This window comes from Sporolactobacillus putidus (genome assembly GCF_014647035.1).
GTDB lineage: Bacteria > Bacillota > Bacilli > Bacillales > Sporolactobacillaceae > Sporolactobacillus > Sporolactobacillus putidus.
The window spans coordinates 30,560-57,126 of record NZ_BMOK01000001.1; the positions used below are offsets into that span (position 1 = coordinate 30,560).

The following is a 26,567-nucleotide window of genomic DNA, read 5'->3' on the forward strand; positions in this document are numbered from 1 at the left end:
CTTCCCGCTCAGAACACGATTACTTATATTCATCGCCTGAAGAATTGTCGCCGGTCTCCCCATTGTTGCCGAATGCATGGCGCATTTCGGTATCCGCCTTGATGTTGTTGTAGTTCATATAATCCATAACACCGAGTTTTCCTTCTTTGAGTGCAGCGGCCATGGCGAGCGGTACTTCCGATTCCGCTTCAACCACCTTTGCACGCATTTCCTCGACGCGTGCACGCATCTCCTGCTCACTGGCCACAGCCATCGCACGGCGTTCCTCCGCTTTTGCCTGAGCGATGTTTTTGTCCGCCTCAGCCTGTTCGGTCTGCAGAAAGGCCCCGATGTTCTTGCCGACGTCGACATCGGCAATATCAATGGAGAGAATCTCGAATGCCGTGCCGGCGTCAAGCCCTTTCTGAAGAACGGTTTTAGAAATTGTATCCGGATTTTTCAGAACATCTTTGTGTGTATGCGACGCGCCGATTGTGCTGACGACACCTTCTCCGACACGGGCTAGGACGGTTTCTTCTCCGGCACCTCCGACTAATCGATCAATGTTGGCCCGGACGGTAATTCTCGCCTTGACCTTGACCTCGATCCCGTTGATGGCGACACCGGCAATATAAGGCGTCTCAATAACTTTCGGATTCACACTCATCTGGACGGCCTCAAGCACATTCCGCCCCGCCAGATCGATTGCCGCCGCCCGCTCAAAGGTTAATTCAATATTTGCGCGGTGCGCTGCAATCAATGCGTTGACCACGCGGTCCACATTGCCCCCGGCCAGATAATGGCTTTCCAGCTGGTTGGTGTGCAGATCAAGCCCTGCCTTGGTTGCCTTGATCAGCGGATCAATGACGCGGCGCGGAACGACTCTTCTGAGGCGCATGCCGATCAATGTGAAGATGCTGATGCGGACTCCGGAAGAAAGTGCCGATATCCAGAGCATCACCGGTACAAAAGTAAAGAGAACCACAATTGCGATAATAATCAGTGCGGCAATAATTAAAACGCTAACTGTAGACGTTGACACAACCCTCAGCCCCTACCTCGTAGATTTTCTATTTTTTTTGAAAAAAGGGAATTAAATTCGACTTAATAATTAAGCTCTGTTTGTCTTCCAAGCAAACAGAGCTTCCGATCTTTAACTTAATTTTGTGCGCACCAAACGGTTGATCTGGCTTCCGTCGGCACGGCCTTTCACTTTCGGCATGACAGCCTTCATCACTTTGCCGATATCTGCACTTGATTTGGCACCGACTTCAGAAATTGTTTCATCTATAATGGACAGGATCTCATCATCAGATAACTGTTCAGGCATATAGGATTGAACGATTGCAATTTCTTCGCTGACCTCGTCAACAAGGTCCTGCCGTCCCGCATTCTCAAACTCTCGGAGGGAGTCTTTCCTCTGTTTAAGCTCTCGGGTCAGAACCGCCAATGCCTCGTCTTCCGATAACGGTTTACCGTTCTTGATCGACTCATTCTGCAGCGATGTTTTGATCATGCGTATGACGGAAAGCCTGACTTTATCTTTCGCTTTCATCGCTTGCTTCATGTCTGTTGTCAGACGATCAACAAGGCTCATTTATAAAACTCCTTCTCAGAATTTGCGACGTTTTTTGCGCGCAGCCTCAGATTTTTTCTTACGCTTTACACTCGGTTTCTCGTAGTTCCTCCGTTTCTTCACTTCCGCTAAAGTCCCGGATTTAGAAACCGACCGTTTAAAACGTCTAAGAGCATCTTCAATCGATTCATTTTTCCGAACCCTTGTCTCGACCATCTATGTTTCCCTCCCTCCAAAAGCACAACAACTTAAAATGACATCTCTGCATGTCACTAGACATTATATACGATAGACCATAAATGATCAAATTAAAACCAATGGCTTTCTCCCGGCTGAAGGACGGACTTCTTTTTCGGAAAGATACAAAAGTCCATGAAAATTTCAGTCATGCCTGTCCGATCAGGCAGTAAAAAGAACGTGTCCCATTTTTAAGTCATGGAAAAACTGCCTTTTAAATAGAATAGGACGAGGTGATCAGTGGTGAACCATCAGGTCCTCGTCTTTATTCTCTATATTCTCCTTTTTATGCTCGGCATGGGGGTCATGACCGGAGGCATGCATGAACTTGTCGGCGACAGAATGCGGCACACTCTGGAGCGGGCGGCCGACACGCCGCTGAAAGGTCTGGCAATCGGGACACTGGCGTCTATTCTGCTGCAGAGCAGTTCCGCCGTAACGATCATTACAGTCGGACTGATCGGCGCGAATGCGCTGCGCTTCTCACAGACGGTAGGCATCATACTCGGGGCCAACATCGGAACGACACTCACCGGTGAAATTGCCGCGCTGCCCATGGGATCGCTCCACTATGTACTGCTTGTTGCCGGTCTCATGATCATGTGCCTTCCCTTCCGCCACAGTATTTCAATCGGTTCGCTGTTTTTCGGAATCGGCTGTCTTTTTGCTTCGATGGCCGGCTTCAGCTCGCTTGCCGAACCGCTTGTCCGGTCGCCGTTCATATCCGGCCTGCTCTCGGATGCCAATGGAAACTTGTCTTTTTCCGTTGTCGTCGGGACGCTTTTTTCAGCGATTATCCAGTCAAGTTCTGCAACGACGCTCGTCTGTATGGGATTTCTCGATCACGGAATTCTGTCGCTTCCCTCGGCGATTGCCATTATGCTCGGCTCCAATATCGGAACATGCGTGACAACCTATATTGCGAGTCTCGGCGCTGGCAGAGCCGGCAGATGGACGGCCTATACACATATTCTGTTCAACGTGCTGAGCGTCCTGCTTTTCTTTCCGTTCATTCATCCGATGAGCGATTTTTCGCTGCTCATCGCTGGCAGCGGTCGGACTGCACTTGCGCATTCCTCTGTCCTGTTCAATCTGATTACAGCTCTTCTTGCCGTTCCTCTTGCCGGTCCGTACGGGCGCTGGGTGGAGAGAACTCAATTAAAATGAGCCGCGGCTCCGGACACAGCCCATTTCCTGTTCCGCCTGCTTAGTATGTCGTTGCCGGCTGTTCGTCATCATCGAGAACACGGACGAAAGAGCCTTCATTGATCGGGTAACCCGTTTTGGTGATCTTGACACGGACCAGTTTTCCAACAATATCATGGGAAGGGTAACGGAATTTAACTTTCAAATAGTTGTCTGTAAACCCGACGAAGTACCCGTCCTGTTCATGATGATTAAGCGGTTCTTCAGGAATGACTTCCAGCACGCTGTCTTTGTATTTTGCCGCATATTCTTCCGAAAGTCTGTTAGACAGTTCAATCAGACGCTCCACACGTTCATGCTTCACATGGACAGGCACCTGATCCGGCATTTGGGCGGCAGGCGTACCGGTTCTTTGAGAATAGGGAAACACATGAAGTTCCGCGAACTTCAGCTTACGAATAAAGTTATAGGTTTCTTCAAATTCTTCATCCGTTTCTCCCGGAAATCCGACGATGACGTCTGAAGTCAGTGCGAAATCCGGAAGGGCCTTTCGCAGGCCGGCAATCTTATCGGCAAAGAAAGCCGTCGTATATTTGCGATGCATCCTTTTCAAAACACCATCCGACCCGGACTGGAGCGGGATGTGCAGATGCCTGGCCATAACATGGGATTGATTGACTACATCAATCACTTCGCCGGTAATCTGGCTCGCCTCAATGGACGAGATACGCAGCCTTTTCAGGCCGTCCACGTTCATCTCCAAATCACTCAGCAGCTGCGCGAAGCTGTAATTCTCCATATCCTCGCCGTAGCCCGCTGTATGAATGCCGGTCAGGACGATTTCCCGGTAGCCCGCGTTCACAAGCTGCTGCGCTTGTTTCAGCACATTCTCCGGTTTCCGGGAACGAAGCAGACCGCGCGCCCAGGGAATAATGCAGAACGTACAGAAATTATTACAGCCTTCCTGGATCTTCAGGGACGCCCGAGTCCGGTCGCTGAAAACGGGAACGTCCAGTTCTTCATAGACCTTCGCTTTCATAATGTCCGCGACTCCGTTGATCGGTTCGCGCTCTTTGCGGTATTGATCGACATAGTCAAGCAGTTTGCTTCTGTCCTGCGTGCCAACAACGATATCCACACCCGGTATCGAAAGAACCTCCGCCGGAGACGTCTGAGCGTAACAACCGGTCACACAGATGACGGCGTCAGGGTTGCTGCGGATCGCGCGGCGAATAACCTGGCGGCTTTTTTGATCGCCGGTATTCGTAACCGTACACGTATTAATCACGTAGACATCGGCGGTTTTTTCAAAATCCTTGCGGTCATAACCCTGTTTCTGAAACAGCTGCCATATGGCTTCCGTTTCATAATGATTGACTTTACAACCTAATGTATGAAAAGCGACAGAAGGCATTTTTATCGATCCACCTCACGTTGTAATAATTCAAAATGATAGGACGCACAGGACAGCAAGTAGAGAGCGGCGGTTTCCGTTCTCAATATGCGCGGGCCCAGACCGCATAAAAGAAAGCCGGACTGCTTCAGCCGTTCGGCCTCGTTAGGGGAAAGACCCCCCTCGGGACCAATGACCATGATCAAACTGTTCCCGGCCTTCATATTTCTCAGCAATGACGGCAGACCGGACTGAACACCCGCTTTTGCCGTCTCTTCATAAGCCACCGCCTTGCAGGTAAACCGCTCACTGAAAATCAACAGCTGATCCAGTGTCATCAAAGGTTCAACTTCCGGTATGAGCAGGCGGTGAGTCTGTTCGGATGCTTCTTTGGCAATCCGTTGCAGACGAAGCCGTTTCTTCTCACTTTTCTCTTTCTGCCAGACCGAAACCGTCCGCTCGGAATGAAAGGGGATAAAGGCTGCCGCTCCGCACTCCGTTCCTTTTTGAACAATTGTATCAAATTTATCGCCCTTTGGTATGCCCTGCGCAATCGTGATACGGACGGGCAGCTCCGATTCCGATGTAAGTACGGATTCGATCCCCGCAATAACGCTCTGATCCTCAAAAGCCTTAATTTTACAGAGAAAAGCATCGCCCTTGTTATTGGCACAGATAATCGTATCGGCGACATTCATTCGCATGACCCGCCGGATATGCCTGGCATCTTCTCCGGTTATGCGCACACCGGACTCGTCAAACTGCTCTTTGGGAACAAAATATCTCTGCAATGCTCAAGGCTCCTTCTTGGCGATCAAAGCCACCCAGTCTCCGCTCTCCGGCCAGTCAAACACATGGAAACCGGACGCAGTGAGCGCCCTGACGACCTGATCCTTTTTTGTCTTAATAATGCCGGAAACGATCAGCAGTCCATCCGGTCTCATGATGCGGGACGCGCCTTCTTTGACGAGCCGGATAACAAGTTCTGCCAAAAGATTGCCCACGATGACATCAAAGCCGGGTTCAATCGTATCGACAAGATTATTCTGCCTGACCTCTACAATATCCTGGACCTTATTCAATTTCACGTTCAGCCGCGCCGACTGAACAGCCACCTGATCGAGATCAACGGCCAGGACTTCACCGGCACCCAATTTTGCCGCGCCGATCGACAGCACGCCTGTGCCTGTGCCGACATCGAGTACTTTCGCACCTCTAGGCATGTACCGCTCCAGAGCTTCAAGACAAAGTACGGTGGTCGGATGCGTTCCTGTACCGAAGGCCATCCCCGGATCCAATTCGATCACTTGCCGTTTCTCCGACTCCCGATGATAGTCAACCCATGTCGGGGTAATGACAAAATGCCTGCCGGCTGTGACCGGCTTATAATATTTTTTCCAGGCTGTAGCCCATTCCTCTTCGTTATGTTCACTGAACGTTAGGCGGTTTTCTCCCAGATCAATTTCATAAAGAAGAAGGTTGTTTATCGACTGTTTGATTTCCGCGACGGTTTCGCCGAGGAAGCTGTTCACAGGCAGATAGGCTTTCACATTGACTCCTTCAGCCGGATAATCAGCCGGATCAAGTGAATAAACCTCACCGTTTCCCTGGGGCCATTCCTTCTGCAGATCATGAGAATCTTCGATCACAACGCCGCCTGCACCCGCTTCGTAAAGAATGTTTGTAATCGGTTCAATGGCTTCTTCGGTTGTATGAATACAAATCTCCGACCATTTCATAAGTGCTTAAACTCCGTTTCCGTCTAAAAGATGGCTCAAAACCCGGAGAAAGGTCAATCCTCCGATTATTTTATAAAAAGTGGACGCCTGCTGGCCGAAAAATCATCTCTTTTTCTCAGGTTGTTCCCGCCCAATCAGTCAGCCTTAAACACCTTTTTTTTCACTTTGTCAAAAATACTTTCGTTTTCCTGATCCGGCGAACCGCCCGAAAGGTGCGAGAGCTTCCTGAAAAGTGTCTTTTCTTCTTCCGACAGATGTTTTGGCGTGACCACTTTTACCGTTACATGTTCGTCGCCCTGCCCATACCCTCTGACATTTTTGATGCCCTTTCCTTTCAGGCGGAATTTCGTTCCAGTCTGCGTCCCTGCAGGTATCCGGAGGCTGACTTTTCCGTAAAGTGTCGGCACTTCAATTTCATCCCCCAAAGCAACCTGGGCAAAGCTGAGCGGTACTTCCAGAAAAACATTGTCACCAGAGCGACGGTATAATTTGTGGGGCTTGACGGTGAAGACGATGTAGAGATCCCCTGAAGGACCGCCGTTCACTCCCGTCTCGCCCTGCCCGGACAGGCGGATCTGCTGGCCGTCATCGATTCCCGCCGGGATTTTGACTTCAATTTTCTTGTTGACTTTCACTCTGCCGGCACCGCTGCACGTATGACAAGGACTCTTGATAACCTTCCCGGTGCCGTGACAATAAGGGCATACACGCCGGTTAACGATACGTCCGAAAGGCGTATTCTGTTCGGTGTTCAGCTGTCCGGTCCCGTGACAATGCGAGCAGCTTTCCGGTTTTGTACCCGGCTTCGCTCCTGTTCCATGGCATGTTGAGCACGTTTCTTCCTTTGGAATCCTGATCTCCGTTGTCTTGCCAAAAGCGGCTTCCTCAAAGGTGATCGACATTTCATACTGCAGATCGGCTCCCTGCCTCGGCGCATTCGGGTCGCGCCTCCTGGATCCGCCGTTGAAAATCTGATCAAAGATATCGCCGAATCCACCGAAATCAGAACCCCCGAATCCCTGGCCGCCGAATCCGCCAAACCCGCCCTGGTTCGGTTCGGCTTCACCGAACTGATCGTAATTCGCTTTTTTTTCCGGATTGCTTAGAACCTCATAGGCTTCTTTGACTTCCTTGAACTTTTCTTCTGCATCTGCACTCTTGTTTACATCGGGATGATACTTTCTCGCCAATTGCCGAAAAGCTTTTTTAATCTCGTCTTTCGAGGCATCTTTGCTCACCCCGAGGACTTCGTAATAATCCCGTTTACTCATCAAATCACTCCCGAAATGACTTCACATATAGAAAACCTGGCAAAGCCAGGCCCTAGGTCGCGGCTTAGCTTAAGTGCTCCTCTTATTTTCAGCTGACATTTTTCGCCTTGTAATCGTATAAAATAAATCATAACATCCGGACTGGCGGTTAAGCAAGAAAAAGCCAAAGCCAAGACCCGTGCCTGACTTCGACTTTATCCTTCAATCACTCAATCAATCATCAATGTATGCTGATGTTAGCTTACGCTGCATCAGTTCTTTTTGTTCTTGTCGTCATCGTTGACTTCTTTATAATCGGCATCAACGACATCGTCATCTTTCTTTTTGCCGTTTGAGCTGCCCGCGTTCTGCGCGCCCTGGGCATTTTGAGCCGCCTGCTGATACAGTTTAACGGAAAGCTGCTGAACGACTTCATTCAATTCGTCCTTCGCCTTCTTGATGGCCTCGATATCCTTGCCTTCAAGTGCTTTCTTCAGCTTATCCTTGGCATCGTTTGCCTTCGCCTTTTCTGATCCGTCGACTTTATCGCCAAGATCCTTCAGTGTCTTTTCTGTTGAAAAAATCAGCTGATCCGATTCATTTCGCAGATCGACATCTTCCTTGCGTTTTTTATCGGCATCGGCGTTCGCTTCAGCGTCCTTGACCATTTTGTCGATTTCTTCTTCACTCAGGCCTGATGAAGATTTAATGGTGATCGACTGTTCTTTGTTTGTGCCTTTGTCTTTCGCTTTGACATTGACAATCCCGTTCGCATCGATCTCAAAAGTGACTTCGATCTGAGGCACACCGCGCGGAGCCGGCGGAATGTCATTGAGCTGGAAACGGCCGAGTGTCTTATTGTCAGCGGCCATCTGGCGTTCACCCTGAAGCACATGAATGTCAACAGCTGTCTGATTGTCGGCCGCCGTTGAGAAGACCTGTGACTTGCTCGTCGGGATCGTTGTATTGCGGTCGATCAGTTTTGTGAACACGCCGCCCATCGTTTCAATGCCAAGGGAAAGAGGGGTAACATCAAGCAGCACGACGTCTTTTACATCCCCTGTCAGCACGCCGCCCTGAATCGCCGCACCCACGGCAACGACTTCGTCCGGATTGACACCCTTGCTCGGATCTTTGCCGGTCAGGTTTTTGATTGCGTTCTGAACCGCAGGTATACGCGTCGATCCGCCGACCAAAATAATTTTATCGATATCGTCCATGGTCATATCGGCGTCGGACAGAGCCTGGCGAACCGGTCCCATCGTCGATTCCACGAGATCGGCAGTCAGTTCGTCGAATTTTGCGCGTGTCAGGTTGATTTCCAGATGCTTCGGCCCGGTAGCGTCAGCTGAAATAAACGGGAGAGAAATTTGAGTCTGAGAGACGCCGGACAGTTCCTTCTTGGCCTTTTCGGAAGCATCTTTCAGCCGCTGAAGCGCCATTTTATCGTTGGACAAATCAATGCCGTTATCTTTCTTAAACTGATCGATCAGATAGTCAATGACTCTCTGGTCAAAATCATCCCCGCCGAGACGGTTGTTGCCGGCTGTGGCTTTGACTTCGAAAATGCCGTCCCCGAGTTCAAGAATCGACACGTCAAAAGTACCGCCGCCAAGGTCAAAGACAAGAATCGTCTGATCTTCGCCTTTATCCAGGCCGTAAGCAAGCGATGCCGCCGTCGGTTCATTGATGATTCTGAGAACATCCAAGCCGGCAATCTTGCCGGCATCCTTTGTTGCCTGGCGCTGCGCGTCGTTAAAGTAAGCAGGAACGGTAATGACCGCTTTTTCCACGGATTCCCCGAGATAAGCTTCGGCATCCGATTTTAGCTTCTGCAGAATAATCGCAGAAATTTCCTGCGGCGTGTATTTTTTCCCTTCAATCTCAACTTTATAATCGGATCCCATATGGCGCTTGATCGAGAGCACCGTGTTCGGATTTGTGACCGCCTGGCGTTTGGCTACTTCGCCGACCTGACGTTCACCGTTTTTGAAAGCGACAGCAGACGGTGTTGTACGGCCGCCTTCGGGATTCGGAATGACAACGGGTTCCCCGCCTTCCATAACCGCCACACAAGAGTTTGTCGTACCTAAGTCGATACCAATGATTTTACTCATTCTTATTTCCCCCTAAGTATATTAGAAACATAGTACTGAGCAGTGCCCGCAAATCAGGCACTGACTTTAACCATTGCCGGACGAATGACCCGTCCATTCAATGTATAGCCCGCCTGAAGCACCTGAATAACTGTTCCGGCCTCGTGTTCCTGGCTTTCTTCCTGCATCACGGCCTGATGAAAATTTGGATCGAACGGTTTTCCAAGAGAGTCAATCTCTTCAACACCCTCTTTTTTGAGCGCCGTCTCGAATTTGCCCAGTACCATCTCCATACCTTTTTTCAGAGCCGATCCGTCCTCAGACGTAGTCTCTACATCCAGCGCCCGCTTAAAATTATCCAGAATTTCCAGCAGGTCCGATGCCAGATCCTGAGCGCGGTATTTTCTCGCATCAGCTTTTTCTTTATTCGTGCGCCTCCTGAAATTTTCAAAATCAGCCTGCGCGCGAAGCAAGCGGTTATTCAAATCATCACTGTCTTTCTTCAGCGATTCGATCTCGGCCGTCAATTCTCCGACCTTTTTGGCAAGTAATTCCGCATCGGGCTGGTCCGCAGCTTTTTCCTCTGCCGTTTCCTCGGGTTGAGCCTGCGCTGCATCCTCTGCTTCCGGTACAGCAGTGTCTTTCTTTTTTTCTTCCTCGGGCTGAACCATTTGATCTTCAGTATTTCCTGCCCTATCTTTTTTTATCTCTTCATTCGTCTGTTTAGCCATAGGCTCACCTCCTGAAAAATACGACGTTCTACTCCTTGCTTTTCCTGTCGTTCAAACTTTTTGTCAATATCTTGGATAAAACGTCAATCAAAGTGACAACACGGGGATAGGCCATGCGCTTCGGACCGATCACGGCGACTGTGCCCAGATGTTCCCCGCCGGCCGAATAAGTTGTCGTTATCAGACTGCAGTCTTTGATTCCGACCAGCCTGTTTTCCCCGCCAATCCGGATATGCAAACCTTCAGAAGGCATGCTCATCAGTTCACGGACAATTTCTTTTCCTTCAAATACATTGAAGAGCGAGATGATTTTATCGACATCCTGAAATTCGGGCTGTGCCAGCATCTTGCTCCTGCCGCTGTAGAAAATTTTTTCCGGATCGCTGATCGTCAGACCTTCGCTGAGGAGTGACATCACGCGTTCATAGCTGCTAGCATTCTGCCTCAGCACGTCTCTGATTTCTGTCTCAAGGCGGCTTTGCAACTGATACAAAGGAACCATATTCAGCTTTTCGTTCAGAACGTTGACGACTTTCTCAATATCCTCCGCTCTGATTTCTTCTGGAAAAGACACAAGCCTGTTTTCGACGTGTCCGGTATCGGTCACGATGATCATTACACCCTGACTCTCTGACAGTCTGATCAGCTGAATGTGCCTCAGTTTTGTCTCAAGCAATTCCGGTCCAAGCATAATCGCGGTATAATTCGTAAATTCGGAAAGCAGCTTGGCAGTAACCCGGATCAGTTCTTCGGTCTCTGCAAACTGCTGACGGTACGTCTTGCGGATATCATGCATCTCTTTATCGCTCAGCATGGCGGGCGAAAGCAAATGATCCACATAGAAACGATATCCCTTCTCCGAAGGCACCCGCCCGGAAGACAGGTGCGTCTTTTCCAGATAACCCATCTCCTCCAAATCCGCCAGCTCATTCCGGATCGTCGCCGGACTATAATGAACGTCGTCACGCTTTGCTATCGAACGGGACCCCACGGGTTCGGCAGAGAGAATATAGTCATTAACAAGAAGCTGCAGCAGAAACAACTGGCGTTCTGTTAACATCTTTATCACCTCTGTTAGCACTCTCTTTATCCGAGTGCTAATTCTACATTAAAATTTAACAACTTCCCGCCCATTTGTCAATGTTTTAGGACATTTCATCTGACAAAAAACACGAATAATCAACGTTTATCATTATACATTCATCCATCTATCTTATAAAAATGTATCGATAACAATAATCGCAGCTGATCGTATTTTTCTGGTCAGAATGAAGTCAAAAAAATTATTTTGCAACAAGAACATATATTCGCTATAATTTAATTAAAAAGGTGATCCCATGAATCTGTCTGATTCTTTTCGATCCGATAAGCAGATGAGTGCGGACGAAGAAAGAATGGTCGATGACTATATTTTCCTTCCACTCGTTTGTATGGCACTTGACCATGACAAGAAGGTGCTTGATGCCGCACCGCTCAAATTCAAATCATCCTATCAGATGGTTATGGATCAGGCGATCCGTAAAGTCAGAGCGGACATCAGAGCAAATAAAAATGAAATCTTCGATCATCACATTCGGATGACGAGAATGAGCTGGCTTCAGTATGATGCCGTTATGAGAGGGCAGCTGTTTCATGTACAGTATTCCAGGCCGGACGCCAATGAACGGGTGAACAGACGAATCGGCAAATACCTGTGACGGCAGCGTCTGCTTGCCTCCCCGTGCCGCTTCCCGGTTTGCTTGTGTGAAAAAGGAGCCCGCCCGTTCGCAGCCTCCTCATCTTTTTCTTTTATTTTTCCAGCCGATTTACCTGCTTTTTATTTCCCTTTATGCGCCTTTGTTCGATGATCCTGTCGATCATTTCCAGTTTTTCTTTGTCGCCCAATATTTCGGACTTGTTTGTCTGTACAAGTTGAATATATGACTGTTTTCTTTTCATCTTGAGCATCCTCTCTGTTTTTTACTTTGTCTATTATAAACATATAGCATTAATAAAAAATTAAAATTTTGTAAAAATTGACGGCGGTCATGAGCACGGGTTCAAGGCGCGATTTGCACGCGACGTTATCGTATGTATCATCCTTTCTTAACCCGGTGTTAAACTGTTTTTAATATGTGTGATTTACAATAAAGTCAGAGTGGATGGTACATGTGGCCATCACAGGTATTGGCGATGGAGGAGCCAATGCTATTTTTTTAATCAATAACTTTCCATCGTCTTTAAGTGATGTCCGGGTATTCCTTATCAGCCCGCTTTGTTCGTGGATGCTTTTTCAATGACAAAAATGACCTCTCATCCGTTAGGAAAAGAAGTCATAAACATCATATACGGTCTTTCGGATTTATGAAGTGCGGCAGGTGACCCCGCTGAATTTCTTCAGGACAGCAGAAAGGCCTCAAAGGCATTGTTCCCCAGAAAAACCCCTTTTTTTGTCAGAGCCACCCGGTCTCCGCTTTCTTTCAGCAGCCCCTGCGCCTTCAGCCGTTCGATCTGTTCGCCGTAAATGCTTTTTATCGGGCGGCCTGTTTTCTCCTGGAACCGCTTCTTGCTGACACCTTTGAGAAGCCGGAGACCGAGAAACATTTCTTCCTCCATTTTCTCACGGCTCGTTACTTCGTGAGACAAGGTTTCCGAATAACCGCGCTCAGCCACCAGTCCGATATATTTTTTAATCGGTCCGGCGTTGGCGTACCTTCTGCCGTCGACGTAGCCGTGGGCACCGGCCCCGATCCCATAGTATTCTTCGTTATGCCAATACAACGAATTGTGGATGCCTTCATAACCGGATTTTGCAAAATTGCTGATCTCATACTGATGCAGGCCGTGTTTCTCAAGCTCGAAAATGATGCGGCCGTACATATCCGCCTCGATATCTTCTCCGGGAAGCCGCAGTTTGCCGCTCTTCATGCGGTTGAAAAAAATGGTTTTCGGCTCGATCTGCAAGGAATAAATTGAGACGTGCGGCGTTCCAAGCGCGGCCGCTGCTTCAAGCGACTCCTGCAATGACGTTTCTGTTTGGCCGGGCAGCGCAAACATGAGATCCAAAGTGACGTTATCAAAACCTGAATCCTCGGCTCGTCTGACCGCCTCTTTGGCATCCTCGGCTCCATGGGCGCGGCCGATCGCCTTCAGAAGCCCGTCATCGAAAGACTGCACACCGATACTCAGACGCGTTACCCCGTATTTTTTCATCAGGCAAAGCTTCTCATCGGTCATACTTTCAGGGTTGGCTTCCACGGTAAATTCTTCAATCCCGGAATGCATGAAATGCCTGTCCGCACTGTCCAGCATCCGCTCAAACTGTTCTTCATCGAGCGCTGTGGGTGTCCCGCCCCCGATATAGATCGTTTTTGCCGGACCCATTGACGCGTAATGCGCCATTTCCCGGTCCAGCGCCAGAAGATAATCGTCAACCGGCTGGTTTTTAATAAAAACCTTGTTAAAATCACAATAGAAGCAGATATGATCGCAAAAGGGGATGTGGATATACGCACCTCTTGTCACCTGCACTCCCCCTTAATCATCCTGGCTCATTTTGAACACCGCCATGAAGGCTTCCTGAGGCACCTCGACACTTCCGACCGCCTTCATCCGTTTTTTTCCCTCTTTCTGCTTCTCCAGCAGTTTGCGTTTTCTCGAAACGTCGCCGCCGTAGCATTTCGCCAGAACATTTTTCCTGAGTGCCTTGATCGTTGAACGCGCGATGACTTTCTGGCCGATCGCCGCCTGAATCGGCACTTCAAATTGCTGGCGCGGAATCAGTTCTTTCAGTTTTTCGACAATCGCTTTACCGCGGTCAAAAGCGAATTCTTTGTGGACAATGACGGAAAGCGCGTCCACTCTTTCCCCGTTCAGAAGAATATCCATTTTGACCAGATCGCCGGCCTTGTAACCGTTCATCTCGTAGTCGAGGGACGCATAGCCTTTCGTGCTGGACTTTAACGAATCGAAAAAATCATACATGATTTCTGAAAGCGGCAAATCATAAATAACATTGGTCCGGTTCTCATCCAGATATTCCATATTTTTAAATTCACCGCGTTTCTTCTGGCAAAGTTCCATAATCGCACCGACGTAATCATTAGGCGTCATGATTGTCGCCTTGACAAAGGGCTCTTCAACTTCAGCAATAAATTTCCGTTCGGGCATTTCCGACGGATTGCCGACGCTGACCGTCGATCCGTCGGTCAGTCCGACCTTGTAGATCACGCTCGGGGCGGTAGCAATCAGATCAATATTGAATTCCCGTTCAAGACGCTCCTGAACGATATCCATGTGCAGCAGTCCGAGAAAGCCGCACCGGAATCCGAATCCAAGCGCCTCGGACGTCTCCGGTTCATATTGAAGCGCCGCGTCATTCAGTTCGAGACGCCCGAGCGCCTCCCGAAGATCGTTGTATCGAGCGGTATCGATCGGATAAAGGCCGCAGTAAACCATCGGATTCATTCGCCGGTAACCCGGAAGCGGCGCAGCGGCCGGCCGGTCCGCATGAGTGACCGTATCGCCGACCCGTGTATCGTGAACCGACTTGATGGAAGCCGTCAGAAAACCGACATCACCGACGGACAGCCGATCCCTGGCTTCAATTTTCGGCGTGGACACGCCCACTTCGGTGACTTCGAACGTTTTTCCGCTGGCCATCATCCTGATTCTGTCGCCGACCTTGACCGTTCCGTCAACAATCCGCACATACACGACAACGCCCCTGTATGAATCATAGAGTGAATCGAAAATCAGTGCGCGAAGAGGGGCGTCAGGATCTCCCTGCGGCGCCGGAATTTTCTCGATAATCTGTTTCAGAATCTCATCAGTGCCGATTCCCGTTTTTGCAGAGGCAAGAACCGCCTCGGAAGCATCAAGGCCGATCACATCCTCTATTTCCTTTTTCACTCGATCGGGATCGGCATTCGGGAGATCAATCTTATTAATCACAGGAATCACTTCAAGATTATTTTCTAAGGCCAGATAGACGTTTGCCAGTGTCTGAGCCTCAACCCCCTGAGCGGCGTCCACGACAAGCAGGGCGCCTTCGCATGCCGCGAGGCTCCGGGAGACTTCATAAGAAAAATCGACGTGCCCCGGCGTGTCGATTAAGTGAAAAATATAGGTTTCGCCGTCCGGCGCTTTATAAGTCAATTCAACGGCATTCAGCTTGATTGTGATTCCGCGTTCCCTCTCCAGGTCCATCGCGTCCAGTGTCTGCTCCTTCATCTCCCGCTTCGTCAGCGCCTGTGTCGCTTCCAGTATGCGGTCGGCCAGAGTCGACTTGCCATGATCGATATGGGCGATGATTGAAAAATTGCGGATGTGCGACTGCCGGCTGTTTATGTTCTCTGCCATCTGTGTTCCTCCTGCTCCAAAAACACCTTGCTTATGTTCGATTATAACAATCGGACCACCCCGTTTCAACGCGGAAAAAACCGGAACGAAGAGAACGGTTCTATTGATGCACAGAAATGCCGGAGAATAAAGCGATTAACAGGGCCCCTCTTGAAAAAATCGGCCTGAGCGGAAAAGATTCGGAATAAACTCAGCCGAAGCCTTGAATCATTCCCTTTACAATTCCGGCCACCTGGCCTACACCCCAGAGAAAAAGACGGGAAACTTTATTCGAAAACGCATCACCCGTATTTTTTGCCGCTGCGGAACCGGAACGCTGAGATATATTAGAGGCGCTCTGTCCAACCGTTCCCTGCGGTGCGGCGTTTTGCGTTCCGGAAGAAGGGCTGCTGCCCGGAACGGCTGCGTTCTGCGCGTTTGTCGTCTGAACGTTCGTACTCTGTGTATTTATGGTCTGTGTATCCCTTACCGTTACCGCACCGTAAAGCGTGCAGAGCATAAGAATTGAAAAAATGATCAGCATCTCGATCATCGTCCGTTTCATGATCATCACTCCATCCTGCCCATCGTTAAAGAGCTTGTCCCCAGACGGCTTGTTCACCAGGGATTTTATGCGGCAAAACAAGTTTTATGCCGGTCAATGTGTGAAGTGACCGACATTCTCCTGATTTACTCGTCGGTGCAATGCGGCGTTCAGACCGCCGGCCAGAACATTGCCCATTTTTTCAATAAAAAAATCAACTTCTTTCGGCGTAACCATCAGCTGGGTTCCGGACGCGCCGAGTGCTTCCTGAATCAGCTGAGCTTTTTCGTCTTCATTCAGCGTACCGACCAGGCCGAGAAAAGCCGCCCTTTTTTCCTTGCTCGGAAGCGCCAGCTTAGCGTAATCCACTTTTTCACCGAATGGGAGCCACGAAGGGACGAGCGCGCGTGAAGGCTCTGTTCCGCTCATCTCGCGTTCGAGATGCCTGAGCAAAAGATCCAGCACATCGCTTGTGATTGTCACCGCGTCAACCACGGTCGGCACACCCACAGCGATCACTGGTATACCGAGTGTATTTCTGCTGAGTTCTTTCCGGTTGTTGCCAATGCCCGATCCCGGATGAATGCCGCTGTCCGAAACCTGGATGGTCGTATTGACCCTTTCTATAGACCGCGAAGCGAGCGCGTCGATGGCAATCAGAAAATCGGGCTTTAGTCTGTCGATCACGCCAAGAATAATATCGCTCGTCTCAATGCCGGTAAGGCCCATAACACCCGGCGTGATCGCGCTTACCGGACGATAGCCTTTCTGAACGCTTTCTGGCTGAAGATGAAACAGATGTTTCGTCACAAGGATGTTCCCGACCACACTCGGCCCCAGTGAATCCGGTGTTACTTTCCAGTTACCCAGCCCGACAACAAGGCATTCGGCATCTTCAGGGATATTCAGATCTTTGAGAAACTGCGCAAAATACTTGGCAAATAGTTTTTCCGTTTTTTCTTCTATCTCCGTGTCTCCGGTACGGAGCGCTTTTGCTTCAAAAGTCAGATAGGCGCCGGGCTTCTTGTTCATTTTCACCGCGGCATCCTGCTTAATCGTCATTTTTGTAATTTTAATTCCGTTCTCATTTTTTTCTTCAAGTTCAACACCATGGTTGATTAACGATTTTTTTTCATCCGACTCGATCGCGAGGTCGGTGCGGACACCGTAAGCATGCAGGTCCAGCTCTTTTGCCATTTAACATTCCCCCGTCACTCAATGTTGTCGTGCTTCTATTTAAAAAGGATGGTCGATCATGACATTTTTCATTCATCGTTGCAAAAGCGGTGCGGCTTTGATACAATACAGTTTGTCAGAAATAATCTCAGCTAAACATGACTGTAGATTCCGTTTCGGCACTGTTTCTGCAGCCATTTGATTATGATTGACCGGGAATTTAGGTTTTGGAGGTGAATGTGATGCCAAATATCAAATCAGCCATTAAGCGCGTAAAGAAAGGCGAGGCCAATCGTCAGCACAATGTGCAGTTTAAGTCTGCAATGCGTACGGCGATCAAGTCGTTCAACGCGAAAGTAGAAGAAAAAGATGTCGAGGCTGCAAAAGAAGCTTTTCTTGCCGCAACAAAGAAGGTTGACAAAGCTGCTTCAAAGGGTTTGATTCATAAAAACAAAGCAGCTCATGAAAAATCGAGATTGTCCAAGAAACTGAATGAACTGAACGCCTGACTTAAAAAACGGGGACCGCTGAATAGCGGTCCTCTTTTCTATACAAAAATAAGCAATATAAAAAAACTAAAGCGCATCCAGCGCTAAGGGCTCCGCTTTGCCAAGTTTTTCTTTAAGCAGAAACAGCTGAAGAGATGTAATGAATCAGCATTTCAAGTGCAAGCAGTTTGTCCTCGCGCCCGGTTTTTATCCGGTAATCCGTCTCCGCGCATTTTTCCAGAGCCCTTTTCAGCACATCCGCATTGTATAAACGCGACTGCTCGGCGGCGAGTTTCACTGCATAGGGATGAACTCCGATTTTTCCGGCAATGCTGCTTTGCGTGTACCCCGCGTCCCGGTAATACGCGACCTGATAAACAATGCGGAACTGCCGTTCAAGCAGGGCAAGCAGTTTGAGCGGCTCTTCTTTCATCCTCACCAGTTCGTGAAGCAGGTGAAGCGCATCCGCCGTCTTTTTCTGCATCACCTTATTAACCAGCAGAAAAACATTGGTTTCGAGCGAACGCGATCCGATTTCCAGCACGGCGCGACTATCAATCGGTCTGTCCGGGCCGCAGTACAATGCGCATTTTCCAACCTCATTCGCCAGCTGTGTCAGATGTGGTCCGACCGAGGAAATCAGCTGCTCGTGACCGTCTTTTGTATAGACAGCTCCATACTTGGCCGCAACTTTTTCCATAAGATGGTAAACTGTCGAATCCGTGAGTTTCGACAGTTCGTATACTTGCGCCTTTTTTTCCAGACTTTTTACCAGTTTCTTCCGTTTATCGAGTTTCTCATAATGTGCCTCAATCAGAAGGACCGTATCCGGAGAGGGCTGTTCAATATACTGTTCAAACCGTTTTAAATCTTGATCCACCTTTGTTTTCGCTTTTTCAGCGGTGAGAAAGAACGGATTTTCTATCAGAACCACTCTTTTTTCGCCCATGAACGGAACGGTTTCCGCATCTTCGAGAGCGGACTCGATCGGGACTTCCAGCATGTCATAACTTGAAAAATTAAAATCGCGCTCTTCATCGGACAATGCTTCCCGAACAATATTTTTTTTCACCAGCCGGATCAGATAATCCTGGGTTCCGTACAGCAGATAGACAGGCGCCAGCGGTTTCCGGACCGACAAATCCATTTGTTTGACCTGTGCCAGTTTCAGTCGCCCCCTTACACCATTTACTTTACAATCCGGAAAGACGATTGACAAGAGAAAAAGGGACGGTCTTTAGGACCGGTCCCTGATTTATATATGAACGTTTGTCTCGCAAAGCCTAGGACAGCGCGGGACAGACGATGTTCTGTTTCTCTCTCTATGTTATCCTATGTGTGTGCAAAGTATGGGTGACAACACTTGTCAGTGCAAGAAAAATGCTGGAAAAAGGGGTCTTTGATCACTTTTGAATGGCAGCCGTTCTTATCCGCACAACCCGCGATTTTGAAAACAGAAACTGCAGCGCGCCTGACCTGTCCGTTCTCAGTACCTCTGTATGATGCACCTGAAGCCGGTCCAGTACGTCCTGATGAGGATGGCCGTAACGGTTATTTTTACCGGCGGAAACAATAGCTATAGATGGATTTAATTGGCTCAGCCAGTTTTCGGAACTCGAATTCCGGCTGCCGTGATGGCCAAGTTTCAGCACGTCCGCCCGAATGGACGGATATTGAGCGAGCAGTCTCCTTTCGCCGTCTGTCCCCAGATCTCCGGTAAAAACCCAGCTCTTCCCTCCGAGCATAGTCTGAAGCACTAGCGAATTGTCATTGCTGTTCGAACGTCCGAGCGGTGAAAGTACATAAAAAACGGAATTTCCGATGATCAGTCTGTCTCCCGATTTTAACTCGTCAATTTTGGTTCCGATACCGACAGCTTGCCTGAACAATTTAATATCCGTTTGGTCCGGATTGAAATAAGGGCTGATGACGATCTTTTTAATTGGCATCTGACCGATAATGCTTCCCATGCCGCCAACATGATCAAAATCACTGTGGGTCATGACAACGGCATCAAGCGACCCGATTCCCATCGCCCTCAGTTCATGAAGAACAACGTCTCTGCCCACCTCAAAAGGCTTTTTCCGCTTCTCCCAGCTTTTCTGAAAATAGGGCAGCGATCCCCCGCTGTCGATCAGTATATTGCCCTGTCGGTGCGGCAGCCGGATCAGAATGCTGTCTCCCTGGCCGACATCAAGGAACGTAACCGAACCGTAAGGATTGATCCAATCGTAGAAGACAACGATCCCGTAAATCAGAAGAAACGGGAAAATGAGAAGCGGCAATGTCCACGATTTGCTGGATCGCTCCCAGATTAAAAGAATGGCGTAAATAATCAGGACGGCCGTCGAAAGCAGCCATGGAGACATCGAGCCGTAATTCAGCTGCAAAACCGGATGTCGGTACAGGAACAGAAGCGCCTGATGCGGAGGAGTGAGAAACAAATCGATGACAAAGGACATAAACCCGGCCGAAGATGGAAAAAGAATACTAAAGAGGTAGGCGGAAGCCGATAAAGGCAGGATGACAAATGTCAGAAAGGGGACAAAAAATATACTGAGAAAAAAACTGATCAAAGAAAGCTGATAAAAACTGAAAATAACGATCGGGAAAGCGGCCAGTTCACTGATCATGGATAAAGCGCCGATTCTGATCAACGGGGACCGGTATTTTTCAATAACCTGCGATCCGATAATCAAAATCGCGAACGTTGTGGCAAAAGACAACTGAAAACCAAGATCAAAGACAACATTCGGATCCCAGGCGATCATGATCAGGCAGGCGCCGCTGATCACATCGGTTGTTCTCAGCCTACGCTTCTTCAGAAGATCGGACGCGAGAAACAGACAAGTCGTCAGGCCGGAACGAACAATCGATGGTTCGGCACCGGTCATGATCACATACACCGGAACCAGCAGCAAAAACAGGATGACGATGTGCTCCCTGACCATGCCAAGCCGCCGCGCAGCGAAAAAAAGGCAGCCGAAGATAACGGTCACATGCATTCCGGAGACGACAAGTAAGTGGACAAGACCAAAAAGCCGGTAAGCATCGGCAAGCTCCGGATCAAAGCCGCTGTCATCGCCGAAAACAAGCGCATTAATCATTTCAGCGCTTGAAGGGGAAAACAGAGCATTGATTTGATTAATCTGATCCTGCCGGAAACGTTTCAGATGATCAGCCGGCGAAACGGATCTGTCCCGACATATCGGAGGACCGTTCGCTTTCAGCTCCCAGTATACATGGTGCAGTGCCAGATACCTGCGATTGTCGAATGCGTGAAAATTCGAAGGCGCGCGAGGCCGCTCAAGCTGTCCGGACAGGCGGCAGATCACGCCCGGTCTGAGCGACCGCGAAAGCTTGTTCTTCACTTCTTCTGAAGGCAGCTTGACAAAAGTCTTGACAACTTCACCCGAAGACGTTTTCAGCATGAAACTCAGCTGATTTCCGTCAAAAAAAGGGCTGCCTTCCATTGTCCCTTCAAAATCCGATTGTCTCTCTGATAAAATGGTTCTGTTTGTCTGAAAAAAGAAAACGTCTGTTCCGATGATCAGGAACAGTGCGGCAAAAGCCGCAAACAGACTGTAATGCCCTCCGAAAATCAAGTAAAGTCCGTAAGCGATAAGCAGGAGGAGCGGGACCGCGGGCTGGTTCCCTGCCGCCGCCCAGGCTGAGAGACAGGCGCAAAGTGCAAGGAGATGCCATCTGCCTTCAAATGGCATTACATACCGCGGGCAAACAGCTGCTCCGCCTGATTATACAAATTGTGCAGCTCTTCTTTTTTTACGCCTGACTCTTCAAGCTTTTTAAACAATGAGGCAATATAGGCTAACTGCTTTCCGGAAATATCCTCCTCATTTACTGCAAAAATGTTGTCGAAAGGAACTTTTTTGACGGCTATTTTCGCCGTTTTGAAAAGTTCTTCCGCGTAAGGGTGATTCCTATAGTCTCTGGCATAATAAACACTCCGGATGCCTGCCTGAATAATCGATTTGGTGCACTGGACACATGGAAAATGCGTGACGTAAATTTCCGCGCCTTCGGTTGGTTCTCCGAATTTGGCGCATTGCAGGATCGCGTTCATTTCAGCATGTATCGTTCTTGCACAGTGGCCGTCAATCAAATAGCACCCCTCATCCGTACAATGCACGCCTCCGGATATTGAGCCGTTGTATCCGCCGGCGATAATCCGTTTGTCACGGACGATCGTCGCGCCGACGACCAGACGTGTGCACGTGCTGCGCGATGCAAGCAAATGGCTCTGCGCCATAAAATATTGATCCCAGGATAATCTTTTCATCTTATATCCTCCCCGAAAAAATTGAAATACTCTGTCCCCATTGTATCAAAACTTGTGCCTTGCGACCGGTTAATTTACCGTTGCCGAAGGCTTGATTTTCTCCAGGGACTTTTCACCGATGCCTGAGACATTTGTCAGTTCATCAACTGTCTTAAAAGGACCGTGTTCATTTCGGTACGTCACAATGGCCTTGGCCTTGGCCGGCCCGATTCCAGGGAGATCCTGCATACCTTGTTCATCCGCGGTGTTAATATTCACCATCTTCCCCTGCCCCGTCTCTCCAGGAGCGACCGCGGCAGCAGGATCAGCGGCAGACACGCCCGCCGTAAGCGGAACCTCTTTTTCCCCTTTCTCAGGCACATAAACGACCATCTCATCCGAAACTTTCCGTGCAAGATTAATCCTATTCCCGTCCGCTCTCTCAGTCAGACCGCCTGCACTCCTGATCGCGTCGCTGATACGGTCGGAGGCATTCATCCGGTAAATCCCCGGTCTCCTGACTGCCCCTTTTATATCGACGACAACGGTTCCGGACGGTTGCTTCTTTTCAGTCTGAGCCGCACCGGCCGGTTGTTCCGCAACCTTTGTCTGACCGGCTTTTGAAAACATGGATTCGGTTTTCGCTGTTTCAGAAGCTCCCTGACCTGCTGAATAATACCGGTACATCAGCAGAAGCGACAGACAGGCGGCGGCAAACAGCACACACAGCAGAATTTTGTGTTTTCGCCATAATTTTTCCATCAGCTCACTCCCATTCTTTCAGAATAGTGTCCTGGTATGCCGTCCCGCAGAGTGCATATTGCACGCAGTCTGAACATAAAATCCATGAAGGATACGGAACAGATTGAGGTGAGGCAATCATGAAGATCGGCGTTATCGGAACCGGAAACATGGGATCGCTGATCGTCGACGCGCTGATACAAAGCAAATCCGCCAGACCGAAAAACATTTCGGTGATGAACCGGACAGAAAAAAAAGCGCTCGATCTCGCACGAAAATATCGCGGGCTGACGGTCCATCATTCAGCGGCTGAAGTCATCCGGCGTTCAGCCCTTGTTTTTCTCTGCGTCAAGCCGCTTCAATTCTTTCCCCTGCTTCAGTCTGTACGCGGCGTATGGCGCACCGATCAACTGGCCGTTTCGATTACAAGCCCTGTCGCGGTCGAACAACTTGAGAAACTGATACTCTGTCCTGCTGCACGGGTCGTTCCGAGCATTGTCAACCAGGCGCTTGCGGGGAGCACGCTCGTCACATTTGGTACGAGCATAAATGAGCACATGAAGAACAAGCTGTGGCATCTTCTTGAACACTTTTCGCATCCGATCGAGATTGCGGAAGAAAATATCCGTGCGGCTTCAGATCTCTCAAGCTGCGGGCCCGCCTTTCTCTCTTTTTTGCTTGAAAAATTGGTAGACGGCGCCGTACAGTCAACGGGCATTTCCCAAAAACAGGCCATGGAATTAACCGCCGAAATGGTTATCGGATTCGGGAAATTGCTCGAGCGGAAGACTTACACACTTGACGAGTTAAGAAAAAAAGTCACGGTTAAAGGCGGGGTGACAGGTGTCGGACTGAACGTTTTGAATCATGAATGCAGTACCGTTTTTGAGCATCTTTTTGAAGAAACGCAGAAGAAATTTCTAGAGGATCATCTCGCCGTGGATCCATTTTTCAATGGAACAGACTGAATGGGGACGGCCAACAGAACACCACTTAGTCCTATTCTCCCTGTAAAATGGGGAATCCTTCCTGAAAATGTGACAAAACAGAGAAATCAGCATGAATATTGAAGGATCCCGTGTCTGACTACGAAGAACGGCCGGCGCAGATAATTTTAAAGCCGCTTCAGAGCGGCTTCTTTTCCAATGTATAAAGCGGGGCGTCCCCCCACAGTTTTTCCAATTGGTAGTAATCGCGCTCGTCTTTATGAAAGACGTGCACGACCACGTCTCCGAGATCAACAAGCACCCAGCGCGCCTGATCGTAGCCCTCAAGCCTCCGCACGGCGAGCCCTTTTTCCTCGGCGGCCTTTTTCAGTGCCATCGAGATAGCCTGTACTTGTTTTTCAGAATTGCCGTGACAAATGATAAAATAATCGGCCATGATTGAAATGCCCTTCATTTTGAGCATGACAATATCCTGAGCTTTTTTATCATCGGCTACTTCGGCAAAATACTTTACCCATTCCTCACTGTTCATTAAGTCACCTCATTGTTTTTTCTGCTTCCTGTCAGACAAGATCATTATATGCTTCAAATGTTTCCGGATAGACACGCTGTCGCTTATTAAGGAGATGGATAATCGTCCTCTGAAGTTCCTGAAAAACCGCTTCATCCAAGCTCCGTCCGGCAACCTCGCGCACTTCATCGACTCCGGGAAAGTCCCTGCCAGGCTCAATATAGTCCGCAAGAAAAATGATTTTTTCGAGATCTGTCATACTTTTTCTGCCGGTTGTGTGAAACGCCATTGCGTTCAGGACTTCATGATCATCGATTCCGTAATTTTCCTGAACATAAGCCGCGCCTGCGGGAGCATGCCACAGTTTAACCGAATACGCGAGATAATCGTTCGAGATGTCGGCTCGGCGCAGAATAATCCTTTTTAACTGATCATCCGGAAAATATTTAACGATGTCGTGGAGCATGCCGGCTAGTCTTGCCTTATACGGATCTGCTCCGTATTTCTCCGCAAGTTTTCCCGCCGTTTCCGAAACGCCAAGTGAATGTACGTATCGTTTTTCCGGCAAAATGTCTCTGATTGCCTGCTCCGCTTCCTCAATGTTCATAGAGCCGTCTCTCCTCAATATATGTTTTGACCGCATCCGGCAAAAAATACCTGCATGACAGCCCGGCCTTCAGCCGTTCGCGAAGAAAGCTGGATGAAATGTCGACCTGGGGCATATCAATATAGATCACATCGGCGTGTGCGGGATGCCCGGCCCGGTAGCCCGGTCTCCGGAATCCGATGAATGTCGTCAGTCTGCAAAGCTCGTCAATGCCGTTCCACGTCGGCAGATCGTTCACCATGTCAGCCCCGAGGATGAAGAAAAACCGGTCATCCGGATATTTTCCTGTCAGCTCTCTTAAAGTGTCGACTGTATAAGAGCGCCCTCCCCTGTTCACTTCGACTAATGACAGCCTGAAATGATTATTGTCTTTAATCGCCCGTTTGACCATCTCCACTCGGAGTCCGGCATCCGTATGAGTAACTTTTCCCTGTTTGTGCGGCGGAATGTAACTTGGCATGAACCAAACCTGATCCAGTCCGCATCTTTCCAAAGCTTCCTGCGCGATCAGCAGATGCGCAAGATGAGGCGGATCAAAAGTGCCCCCCAGCAATCCGATTCTTCTCATGAAATGGGTCTTCCTTATCCTTTCGGACATTCAATCCGTTTATGTTCTTTCGATTCTCTGTATAAAACCAGTGTATGACCGATTATCTGCACAAGTTCGGCATGCGTTTCTTCTGCAATCCGCTTTCCCGCTTCTCCGGCATCCTCGAAAGTATTCTGCAACAGAGAAACTTTAATCAGTTCGCGCTTCTCGAGAACGGCATCCAGTTCATTGAAAACCTGTTCATGCAGCCCTGCTTTTCCGACCTGGAAAACCGGTTTCAGCGGGTGGGCCATTTTTTTCAGAAATTCTCTTTGCCTGTTGTTAAGCATCCGTTTGATCCTTCCGTCTTAAGTCGTCAGTCTTGTATCTAAAGATGTGCGGTCTTCTGCCGCTTCACTGTTCAATCCGAAAAACCGTTATTTTGAGAACAGACTTTGAAGCAGCTTTTCCCCTTCGGAGACGTTCGGCATGATGCCTGTCCATTTCTTAAATGCATAGGCTCCCTGGTAAACAAGCATGGGTAAACCGTTCAGCACCGGATTGCCCAGACTTTCCGCCTGCCTGAGAAAGGGCGTCCTGGACGGACGGTAGATCAGGTCCGCAAAAAGTGTGCCCCGCCTCGCACCGGCCGCATCGACCACCTGGCCGTCTGTATCGGCCTGCAGACCGACAGATGTACAATTGATCACGATATCGTACCGGCTGAGCTGCTCGTCGGCCCCGGAAAGTTCACAAGCTTCGGATGGACAAAATTCCCTGCACGTTTCACTCAGGGCTTCCGCCTTTTTCAATGTGCGATTGCACACGTCAAGCCTTCCGGCCATGTACTTCGCCAGTGTCAAAGCCACGGCCTTTGCCGCTCCGCCTGCGCCCAGAACCAGAACAGACGGCTTTCCGGCACAAATCTCCGGAAAACGGGTTTCAATACTTTTTAAAAAACCGATGCCATCTGTGTTATATCCGATCAGCCGTCCGCCTGAATGAACGACCGTGTTAACGGCTCCGATGATCCGTGCATCTTTGTCCGTTTCATCCAGAAGCGGAATGACAGCCGACTTATGGGGAACGGTCACATTGAATCCGCTCGCGCCCAGCGCTCTCAGCCCGTCAACTGCCTTCACAAGATTTTCTTTCGTGACATGAAAAGCTTCATAGCGGGCATCAATGCCCGACCGGCTGAACCAAAACTCATGCATAACCGGTGACAAAGAATGCCCGATCGGATCCCCGATCACACCATACCATTTTCTCATCATTT

Annotated in this window: 28 protein-coding genes; 4 read left to right on the top strand and 24 right to left on the bottom strand. The window is 49.2% G+C overall.

Translation table 11 applies throughout. The features are described 5' to 3' along the window. Positions 1–19: 19 nt before the first annotated feature. The 3 genes from floA to rpsU form a co-directional block, all read right to left on the bottom strand. Positions 20–1,021, bottom strand: a complete 1,002-nt coding sequence (gene floA / locus IEX81_RS00205; protein WP_188800597.1) for a flotillin-like protein FloA — start codon at positions 1,019–1,021, stop codon at positions 20–22. Between the two features lie 111 nt (positions 1,022–1,132). Next, positions 1,133–1,576: a GatB/YqeY domain-containing protein gene (locus IEX81_RS00210; RefSeq protein ID WP_188800599.1), complete on the bottom strand. Its 444-nt coding sequence runs from the start codon at positions 1,574–1,576 to the stop codon at positions 1,133–1,135. A gap of 15 nt (positions 1,577–1,591) precedes the next feature. Beyond that, positions 1,592–1,771: a 30S ribosomal protein S21 gene (gene rpsU / locus IEX81_RS00215; RefSeq protein WP_188800602.1), complete on the bottom strand. Its 180-nt coding sequence runs from the start codon at positions 1,769–1,771 to the stop codon at positions 1,592–1,594. A 264-nt stretch (positions 1,772–2,035) separates the two neighbouring features. On the opposite strand from rpsU, the gene IEX81_RS00220 reads away from it, so the two are divergent. Continuing rightward, entirely contained in the window at positions 2,036–2,959 is a 924-nt protein-coding gene (locus tag IEX81_RS00220) for a Na/Pi symporter (protein WP_188800604.1), read from the top strand. A gap of 40 nt (positions 2,960–2,999) precedes the next feature. Here IEX81_RS00220 and mtaB read toward each other — a convergent pair whose 3' ends face one another. From mtaB to hrcA, 7 genes are all read right to left on the bottom strand, one after another. Then, positions 3,000–4,352 (bottom strand): tRNA (N(6)-L-threonylcarbamoyladenosine(37)-C(2))-methylthiotransferase MtaB, encoded by a 1,353-nt coding sequence (gene mtaB / locus IEX81_RS00225; RefSeq protein ID WP_188800606.1) that lies wholly within the window; start codon positions 4,350–4,352, stop codon positions 3,000–3,002. A 2-nt stretch (positions 4,353–4,354) separates the two neighbouring features. After that, the gene (locus tag IEX81_RS00230; protein WP_188800608.1) at positions 4,355–5,122 is read right to left on the bottom strand and encodes a 16S rRNA (uracil(1498)-N(3))-methyltransferase; all 768 of its coding nucleotides are present in this window, start codon (positions 5,120–5,122) and stop codon (positions 4,355–4,357) included. A gap of 3 nt (positions 5,123–5,125) precedes the next feature. After that, positions 5,126–6,070: a 50S ribosomal protein L11 methyltransferase gene (gene prmA, locus IEX81_RS00235; protein WP_188800611.1), complete on the bottom strand. Its 945-nt coding sequence runs from the start codon at positions 6,068–6,070 to the stop codon at positions 5,126–5,128. A 134-nt stretch (positions 6,071–6,204) separates the two neighbouring features. Beyond that, on the bottom strand, positions 6,205–7,341 hold the full coding sequence (dnaJ, locus tag IEX81_RS00240) for a molecular chaperone DnaJ (protein WP_188800613.1): 1,137 nt from the start codon (positions 7,339–7,341) through the stop codon (positions 6,205–6,207). A gap of 251 nt (positions 7,342–7,592) precedes the next feature. Further along, positions 7,593–9,437 (bottom strand): molecular chaperone DnaK, encoded by a 1,845-nt coding sequence (gene dnaK, locus IEX81_RS00245; RefSeq protein WP_188800621.1) that lies wholly within the window; start codon positions 9,435–9,437, stop codon positions 7,593–7,595. Positions 9,438–9,490: 53 nt separating this feature from the next. After that, complete coding sequence (grpE, locus tag IEX81_RS00250) at positions 9,491–10,147, bottom strand: nucleotide exchange factor GrpE (RefSeq protein ID WP_188800623.1); 657 nt, start codon at positions 10,145–10,147, stop codon at positions 9,491–9,493. Positions 10,148–10,175: 28 nt separating this feature from the next. Continuing rightward, positions 10,176–11,207 carry a heat-inducible transcriptional repressor HrcA gene (gene hrcA / locus IEX81_RS00255; RefSeq protein ID WP_188800625.1) on the bottom strand — a complete coding sequence of 344 codons (1,032 nt, stop codon included), beginning with the start codon at positions 11,205–11,207 and terminating at the stop codon, positions 10,176–10,178. 277 nt (positions 11,208–11,484) lie between these two features. Here hrcA and IEX81_RS00260 point away from each other — a divergent pair, with 277 nt between their 5' ends. After that, complete coding sequence (locus IEX81_RS00260; protein WP_188800627.1) at positions 11,485–11,844, top strand: YhjD family protein; 360 nt, start codon at positions 11,485–11,487, stop codon at positions 11,842–11,844. A 91-nt stretch (positions 11,845–11,935) separates the two neighbouring features. Here IEX81_RS00260 and IEX81_RS00265 read toward each other — a convergent pair whose 3' ends face one another. The 5 genes from IEX81_RS00265 to gpr form a co-directional block, all read right to left on the bottom strand. Further along, positions 11,936–12,085, bottom strand: coding sequence for an FbpB family small basic protein (locus IEX81_RS00265; RefSeq protein WP_188800629.1), 150 nt, complete (start codon positions 12,083–12,085; stop codon positions 11,936–11,938). A gap of 438 nt (positions 12,086–12,523) precedes the next feature. Then, positions 12,524–13,651: a radical SAM family heme chaperone HemW gene (gene hemW, locus IEX81_RS00270; protein ID WP_188800630.1), complete on the bottom strand. Its 1,128-nt coding sequence runs from the start codon at positions 13,649–13,651 to the stop codon at positions 12,524–12,526. Positions 13,652–13,663: 12 nt separating this feature from the next. Further along, positions 13,664–15,487, bottom strand: a complete 1,824-nt coding sequence (lepA, locus tag IEX81_RS00275; protein WP_188800632.1) for a translation elongation factor 4 — start codon at positions 15,485–15,487, stop codon at positions 13,664–13,666. A gap of 190 nt (positions 15,488–15,677) precedes the next feature. Beyond that, positions 15,678–16,031, bottom strand: coding sequence for a hypothetical protein (locus tag IEX81_RS00280; protein ID WP_188800634.1), 354 nt, complete (start codon positions 16,029–16,031; stop codon positions 15,678–15,680). 93 nt (positions 16,032–16,124) lie between these two features. Further along, positions 16,125–17,207, bottom strand: a complete 1,083-nt coding sequence (gene gpr / locus IEX81_RS00285; RefSeq protein WP_188800636.1) for a GPR endopeptidase — start codon at positions 17,205–17,207, stop codon at positions 16,125–16,127. 221 nt (positions 17,208–17,428) lie between these two features. Here gpr and rpsT point away from each other — a divergent pair, with 221 nt between their 5' ends. Then, on the top strand, positions 17,429–17,695 hold the full coding sequence (gene rpsT / locus IEX81_RS00290; protein WP_188800637.1) for a 30S ribosomal protein S20: 267 nt from the start codon (positions 17,429–17,431) through the stop codon (positions 17,693–17,695). A 112-nt stretch (positions 17,696–17,807) separates the two neighbouring features. On the opposite strand, the gene holA is transcribed toward rpsT, so the two are convergent. The 4 genes from holA to IEX81_RS00310 all read right to left on the bottom strand — a co-directional run bounded on the left by holA (position 17,808) and on the right by IEX81_RS00310 (position 22,715). Then, a complete protein-coding gene (gene holA, locus IEX81_RS00295; RefSeq protein ID WP_188800639.1) occupies positions 17,808–18,821 on the bottom strand; it encodes a DNA polymerase III subunit delta in 1,014 nt (337 codons plus the stop codon). 256 nt (positions 18,822–19,077) lie between these two features. Next, complete coding sequence (locus IEX81_RS00300) at positions 19,078–21,396, bottom strand: DNA internalization-related competence protein ComEC/Rec2 (RefSeq protein ID WP_188800641.1); 2,319 nt, start codon at positions 21,394–21,396, stop codon at positions 19,078–19,080. Then, positions 21,396–21,974: a ComE operon protein 2 gene (locus tag IEX81_RS00305; protein ID WP_188800643.1), complete on the bottom strand. Its 579-nt coding sequence runs from the start codon at positions 21,972–21,974 to the stop codon at positions 21,396–21,398. Before IEX81_RS00305 ends, IEX81_RS00300 begins: the two co-directional genes overlap by 1 nt. Positions 21,975–22,043: 69 nt before the next feature. Further along, the gene (locus tag IEX81_RS00310; RefSeq protein ID WP_229727408.1) at positions 22,044–22,715 is read right to left on the bottom strand and encodes a helix-hairpin-helix domain-containing protein; all 672 of its coding nucleotides are present in this window, start codon (positions 22,713–22,715) and stop codon (positions 22,044–22,046) included. 119 nt (positions 22,716–22,834) lie between these two features. Here IEX81_RS00310 and comER point away from each other — a divergent pair, with 119 nt between their 5' ends. Continuing rightward, a complete protein-coding gene (gene comER / locus IEX81_RS00315) occupies positions 22,835–23,662 on the top strand; it encodes a late competence protein ComER (RefSeq protein WP_188800645.1) in 828 nt (275 codons plus the stop codon). A gap of 157 nt (positions 23,663–23,819) precedes the next feature. Here comER and rsfS read toward each other — a convergent pair whose 3' ends face one another. From rsfS to aroE, 5 genes are all read right to left on the bottom strand, one after another. Then, positions 23,820–24,173: a ribosome silencing factor gene (gene rsfS, locus IEX81_RS00320; RefSeq protein WP_188800647.1), complete on the bottom strand. Its 354-nt coding sequence runs from the start codon at positions 24,171–24,173 to the stop codon at positions 23,820–23,822. Between the two features lie 31 nt (positions 24,174–24,204). Continuing rightward, the gene (yqeK, locus tag IEX81_RS00325) at positions 24,205–24,759 is read right to left on the bottom strand and encodes a bis(5'-nucleosyl)-tetraphosphatase (symmetrical) YqeK (RefSeq protein WP_188800649.1); all 555 of its coding nucleotides are present in this window, start codon (positions 24,757–24,759) and stop codon (positions 24,205–24,207) included. Continuing rightward, on the bottom strand, positions 24,749–25,327 hold the full coding sequence (locus IEX81_RS00330; RefSeq protein ID WP_188800652.1) for a nicotinate-nucleotide adenylyltransferase: 579 nt from the start codon (positions 25,325–25,327) through the stop codon (positions 24,749–24,751). Before IEX81_RS00330 ends, yqeK begins: the two co-directional genes overlap by 11 nt. Positions 25,328–25,341: 14 nt before the next feature. After that, the gene (yhbY, locus tag IEX81_RS00335) at positions 25,342–25,638 is read right to left on the bottom strand and encodes a ribosome assembly RNA-binding protein YhbY (RefSeq protein WP_188800663.1); all 297 of its coding nucleotides are present in this window, start codon (positions 25,636–25,638) and stop codon (positions 25,342–25,344) included. Between the two features lie 87 nt (positions 25,639–25,725). After that, positions 25,726–26,562 carry a shikimate dehydrogenase gene (gene aroE, locus IEX81_RS00340; RefSeq protein ID WP_188800666.1) on the bottom strand — a complete coding sequence of 279 codons (837 nt, stop codon included), beginning with the start codon at positions 26,560–26,562 and terminating at the stop codon, positions 25,726–25,728. Positions 26,563–26,567 lie beyond the last annotated feature (5 nt).

What these genes read in the sequence shown, in the direction of transcription:
- IEX81_RS00210 (WP_188800599.1), bottom strand. Translation starts at nt 1,576, where the DNA reads ATGAGCCTTGTTGATCGTCTGACAACAGACATGAAGCAAGCGATGAAA.
- rpsU (WP_188800602.1), bottom strand. Translation starts at nt 1,771, where the DNA reads ATGGTCGAGACAAGGGTTCGGAAAAATGAATCGATTGAAGATGCTCTT.
- mtaB (WP_188800606.1), bottom strand. Translation starts at nt 4,352, where the DNA reads ATGCCTTCTGTCGCTTTTCATACATTAGGTTGTAAAGTCAATCATTAT.
- prmA (WP_188800611.1), bottom strand. Translation starts at nt 6,070, where the DNA reads ATGAAATGGTCGGAGATTTGTATTCATACAACCGAAGAAGCCATTGAA.
- dnaJ (WP_188800613.1), bottom strand. Translation starts at nt 7,341, where the DNA reads ATGAGTAAACGGGATTATTACGAAGTCCTCGGGGTGAGCAAAGATGCC.
- dnaK (WP_188800621.1), bottom strand. Translation starts at nt 9,437, where the DNA reads ATGAGTAAAATCATTGGTATCGACTTAGGTACGACAAACTCTTGTGTG.
- grpE (WP_188800623.1), bottom strand. Translation starts at nt 10,147, where the DNA reads ATGGCTAAACAGACGAATGAAGAGATAAAAAAAGATAGGGCAGGAAAT.
- hrcA (WP_188800625.1), bottom strand. Translation starts at nt 11,207, where the DNA reads ATGTTAACAGAACGCCAGTTGTTTCTGCTGCAGCTTCTTGTTAATGAC.
- IEX81_RS00260 (WP_188800627.1), top strand. Translation starts at nt 11,485, where the DNA reads ATGAATCTGTCTGATTCTTTTCGATCCGATAAGCAGATGAGTGCGGAC.
- IEX81_RS00265 (WP_188800629.1), bottom strand. Translation starts at nt 12,085, where the DNA reads ATGAAAAGAAAACAGTCATATATTCAACTTGTACAGACAAACAAGTCC.
- lepA (WP_188800632.1), bottom strand. Translation starts at nt 15,487, where the DNA reads ATGGCAGAGAACATAAACAGCCGGCAGTCGCACATCCGCAATTTTTCA.
- IEX81_RS00280 (WP_188800634.1), bottom strand. Translation starts at nt 16,031, where the DNA reads ATGAAACGGACGATGATCGAGATGCTGATCATTTTTTCAATTCTTATG.
- gpr (WP_188800636.1), bottom strand. Translation starts at nt 17,207, where the DNA reads ATGGCAAAAGAGCTGGACCTGCATGCTTACGGTGTCCGCACCGACCTC.
- rpsT (WP_188800637.1), top strand. Translation starts at nt 17,429, where the DNA reads ATGCCAAATATCAAATCAGCCATTAAGCGCGTAAAGAAAGGCGAGGCC.
- holA (WP_188800639.1), bottom strand. Translation starts at nt 18,821, where the DNA reads ATGGATTTGTCGGTCCGGAAACCGCTGGCGCCTGTCTATCTGCTGTAC.
- IEX81_RS00300 (WP_188800641.1), bottom strand. Translation starts at nt 21,396, where the DNA reads ATGCCATTTGAAGGCAGATGGCATCTCCTTGCACTTTGCGCCTGTCTC.
- IEX81_RS00305 (WP_188800643.1), bottom strand. Translation starts at nt 21,974, where the DNA reads ATGAAAAGATTATCCTGGGATCAATATTTTATGGCGCAGAGCCATTTG.
- IEX81_RS00310 (WP_229727408.1), bottom strand. Translation starts at nt 22,715, where the DNA reads ATGGAAAAATTATGGCGAAAACACAAAATTCTGCTGTGTGTGCTGTTT.
- comER (WP_188800645.1), top strand. Translation starts at nt 22,835, where the DNA reads ATGAAGATCGGCGTTATCGGAACCGGAAACATGGGATCGCTGATCGTC.
- rsfS (WP_188800647.1), bottom strand. Translation starts at nt 24,173, where the DNA reads ATGAACAGTGAGGAATGGGTAAAGTATTTTGCCGAAGTAGCCGATGAT.
- yqeK (WP_188800649.1), bottom strand. Translation starts at nt 24,759, where the DNA reads ATGAACATTGAGGAAGCGGAGCAGGCAATCAGAGACATTTTGCCGGAA.
- IEX81_RS00330 (WP_188800652.1), bottom strand. Translation starts at nt 25,327, where the DNA reads ATGAGAAGAATCGGATTGCTGGGGGGCACTTTTGATCCGCCTCATCTT.
- yhbY (WP_188800663.1), bottom strand. Translation starts at nt 25,638, where the DNA reads ATGCTTAACAACAGGCAAAGAGAATTTCTGAAAAAAATGGCCCACCCG.
- aroE (WP_188800666.1), bottom strand. Translation starts at nt 26,562, where the DNA reads ATGAGAAAATGGTATGGTGTGATCGGGGATCCGATCGGGCATTCTTTG.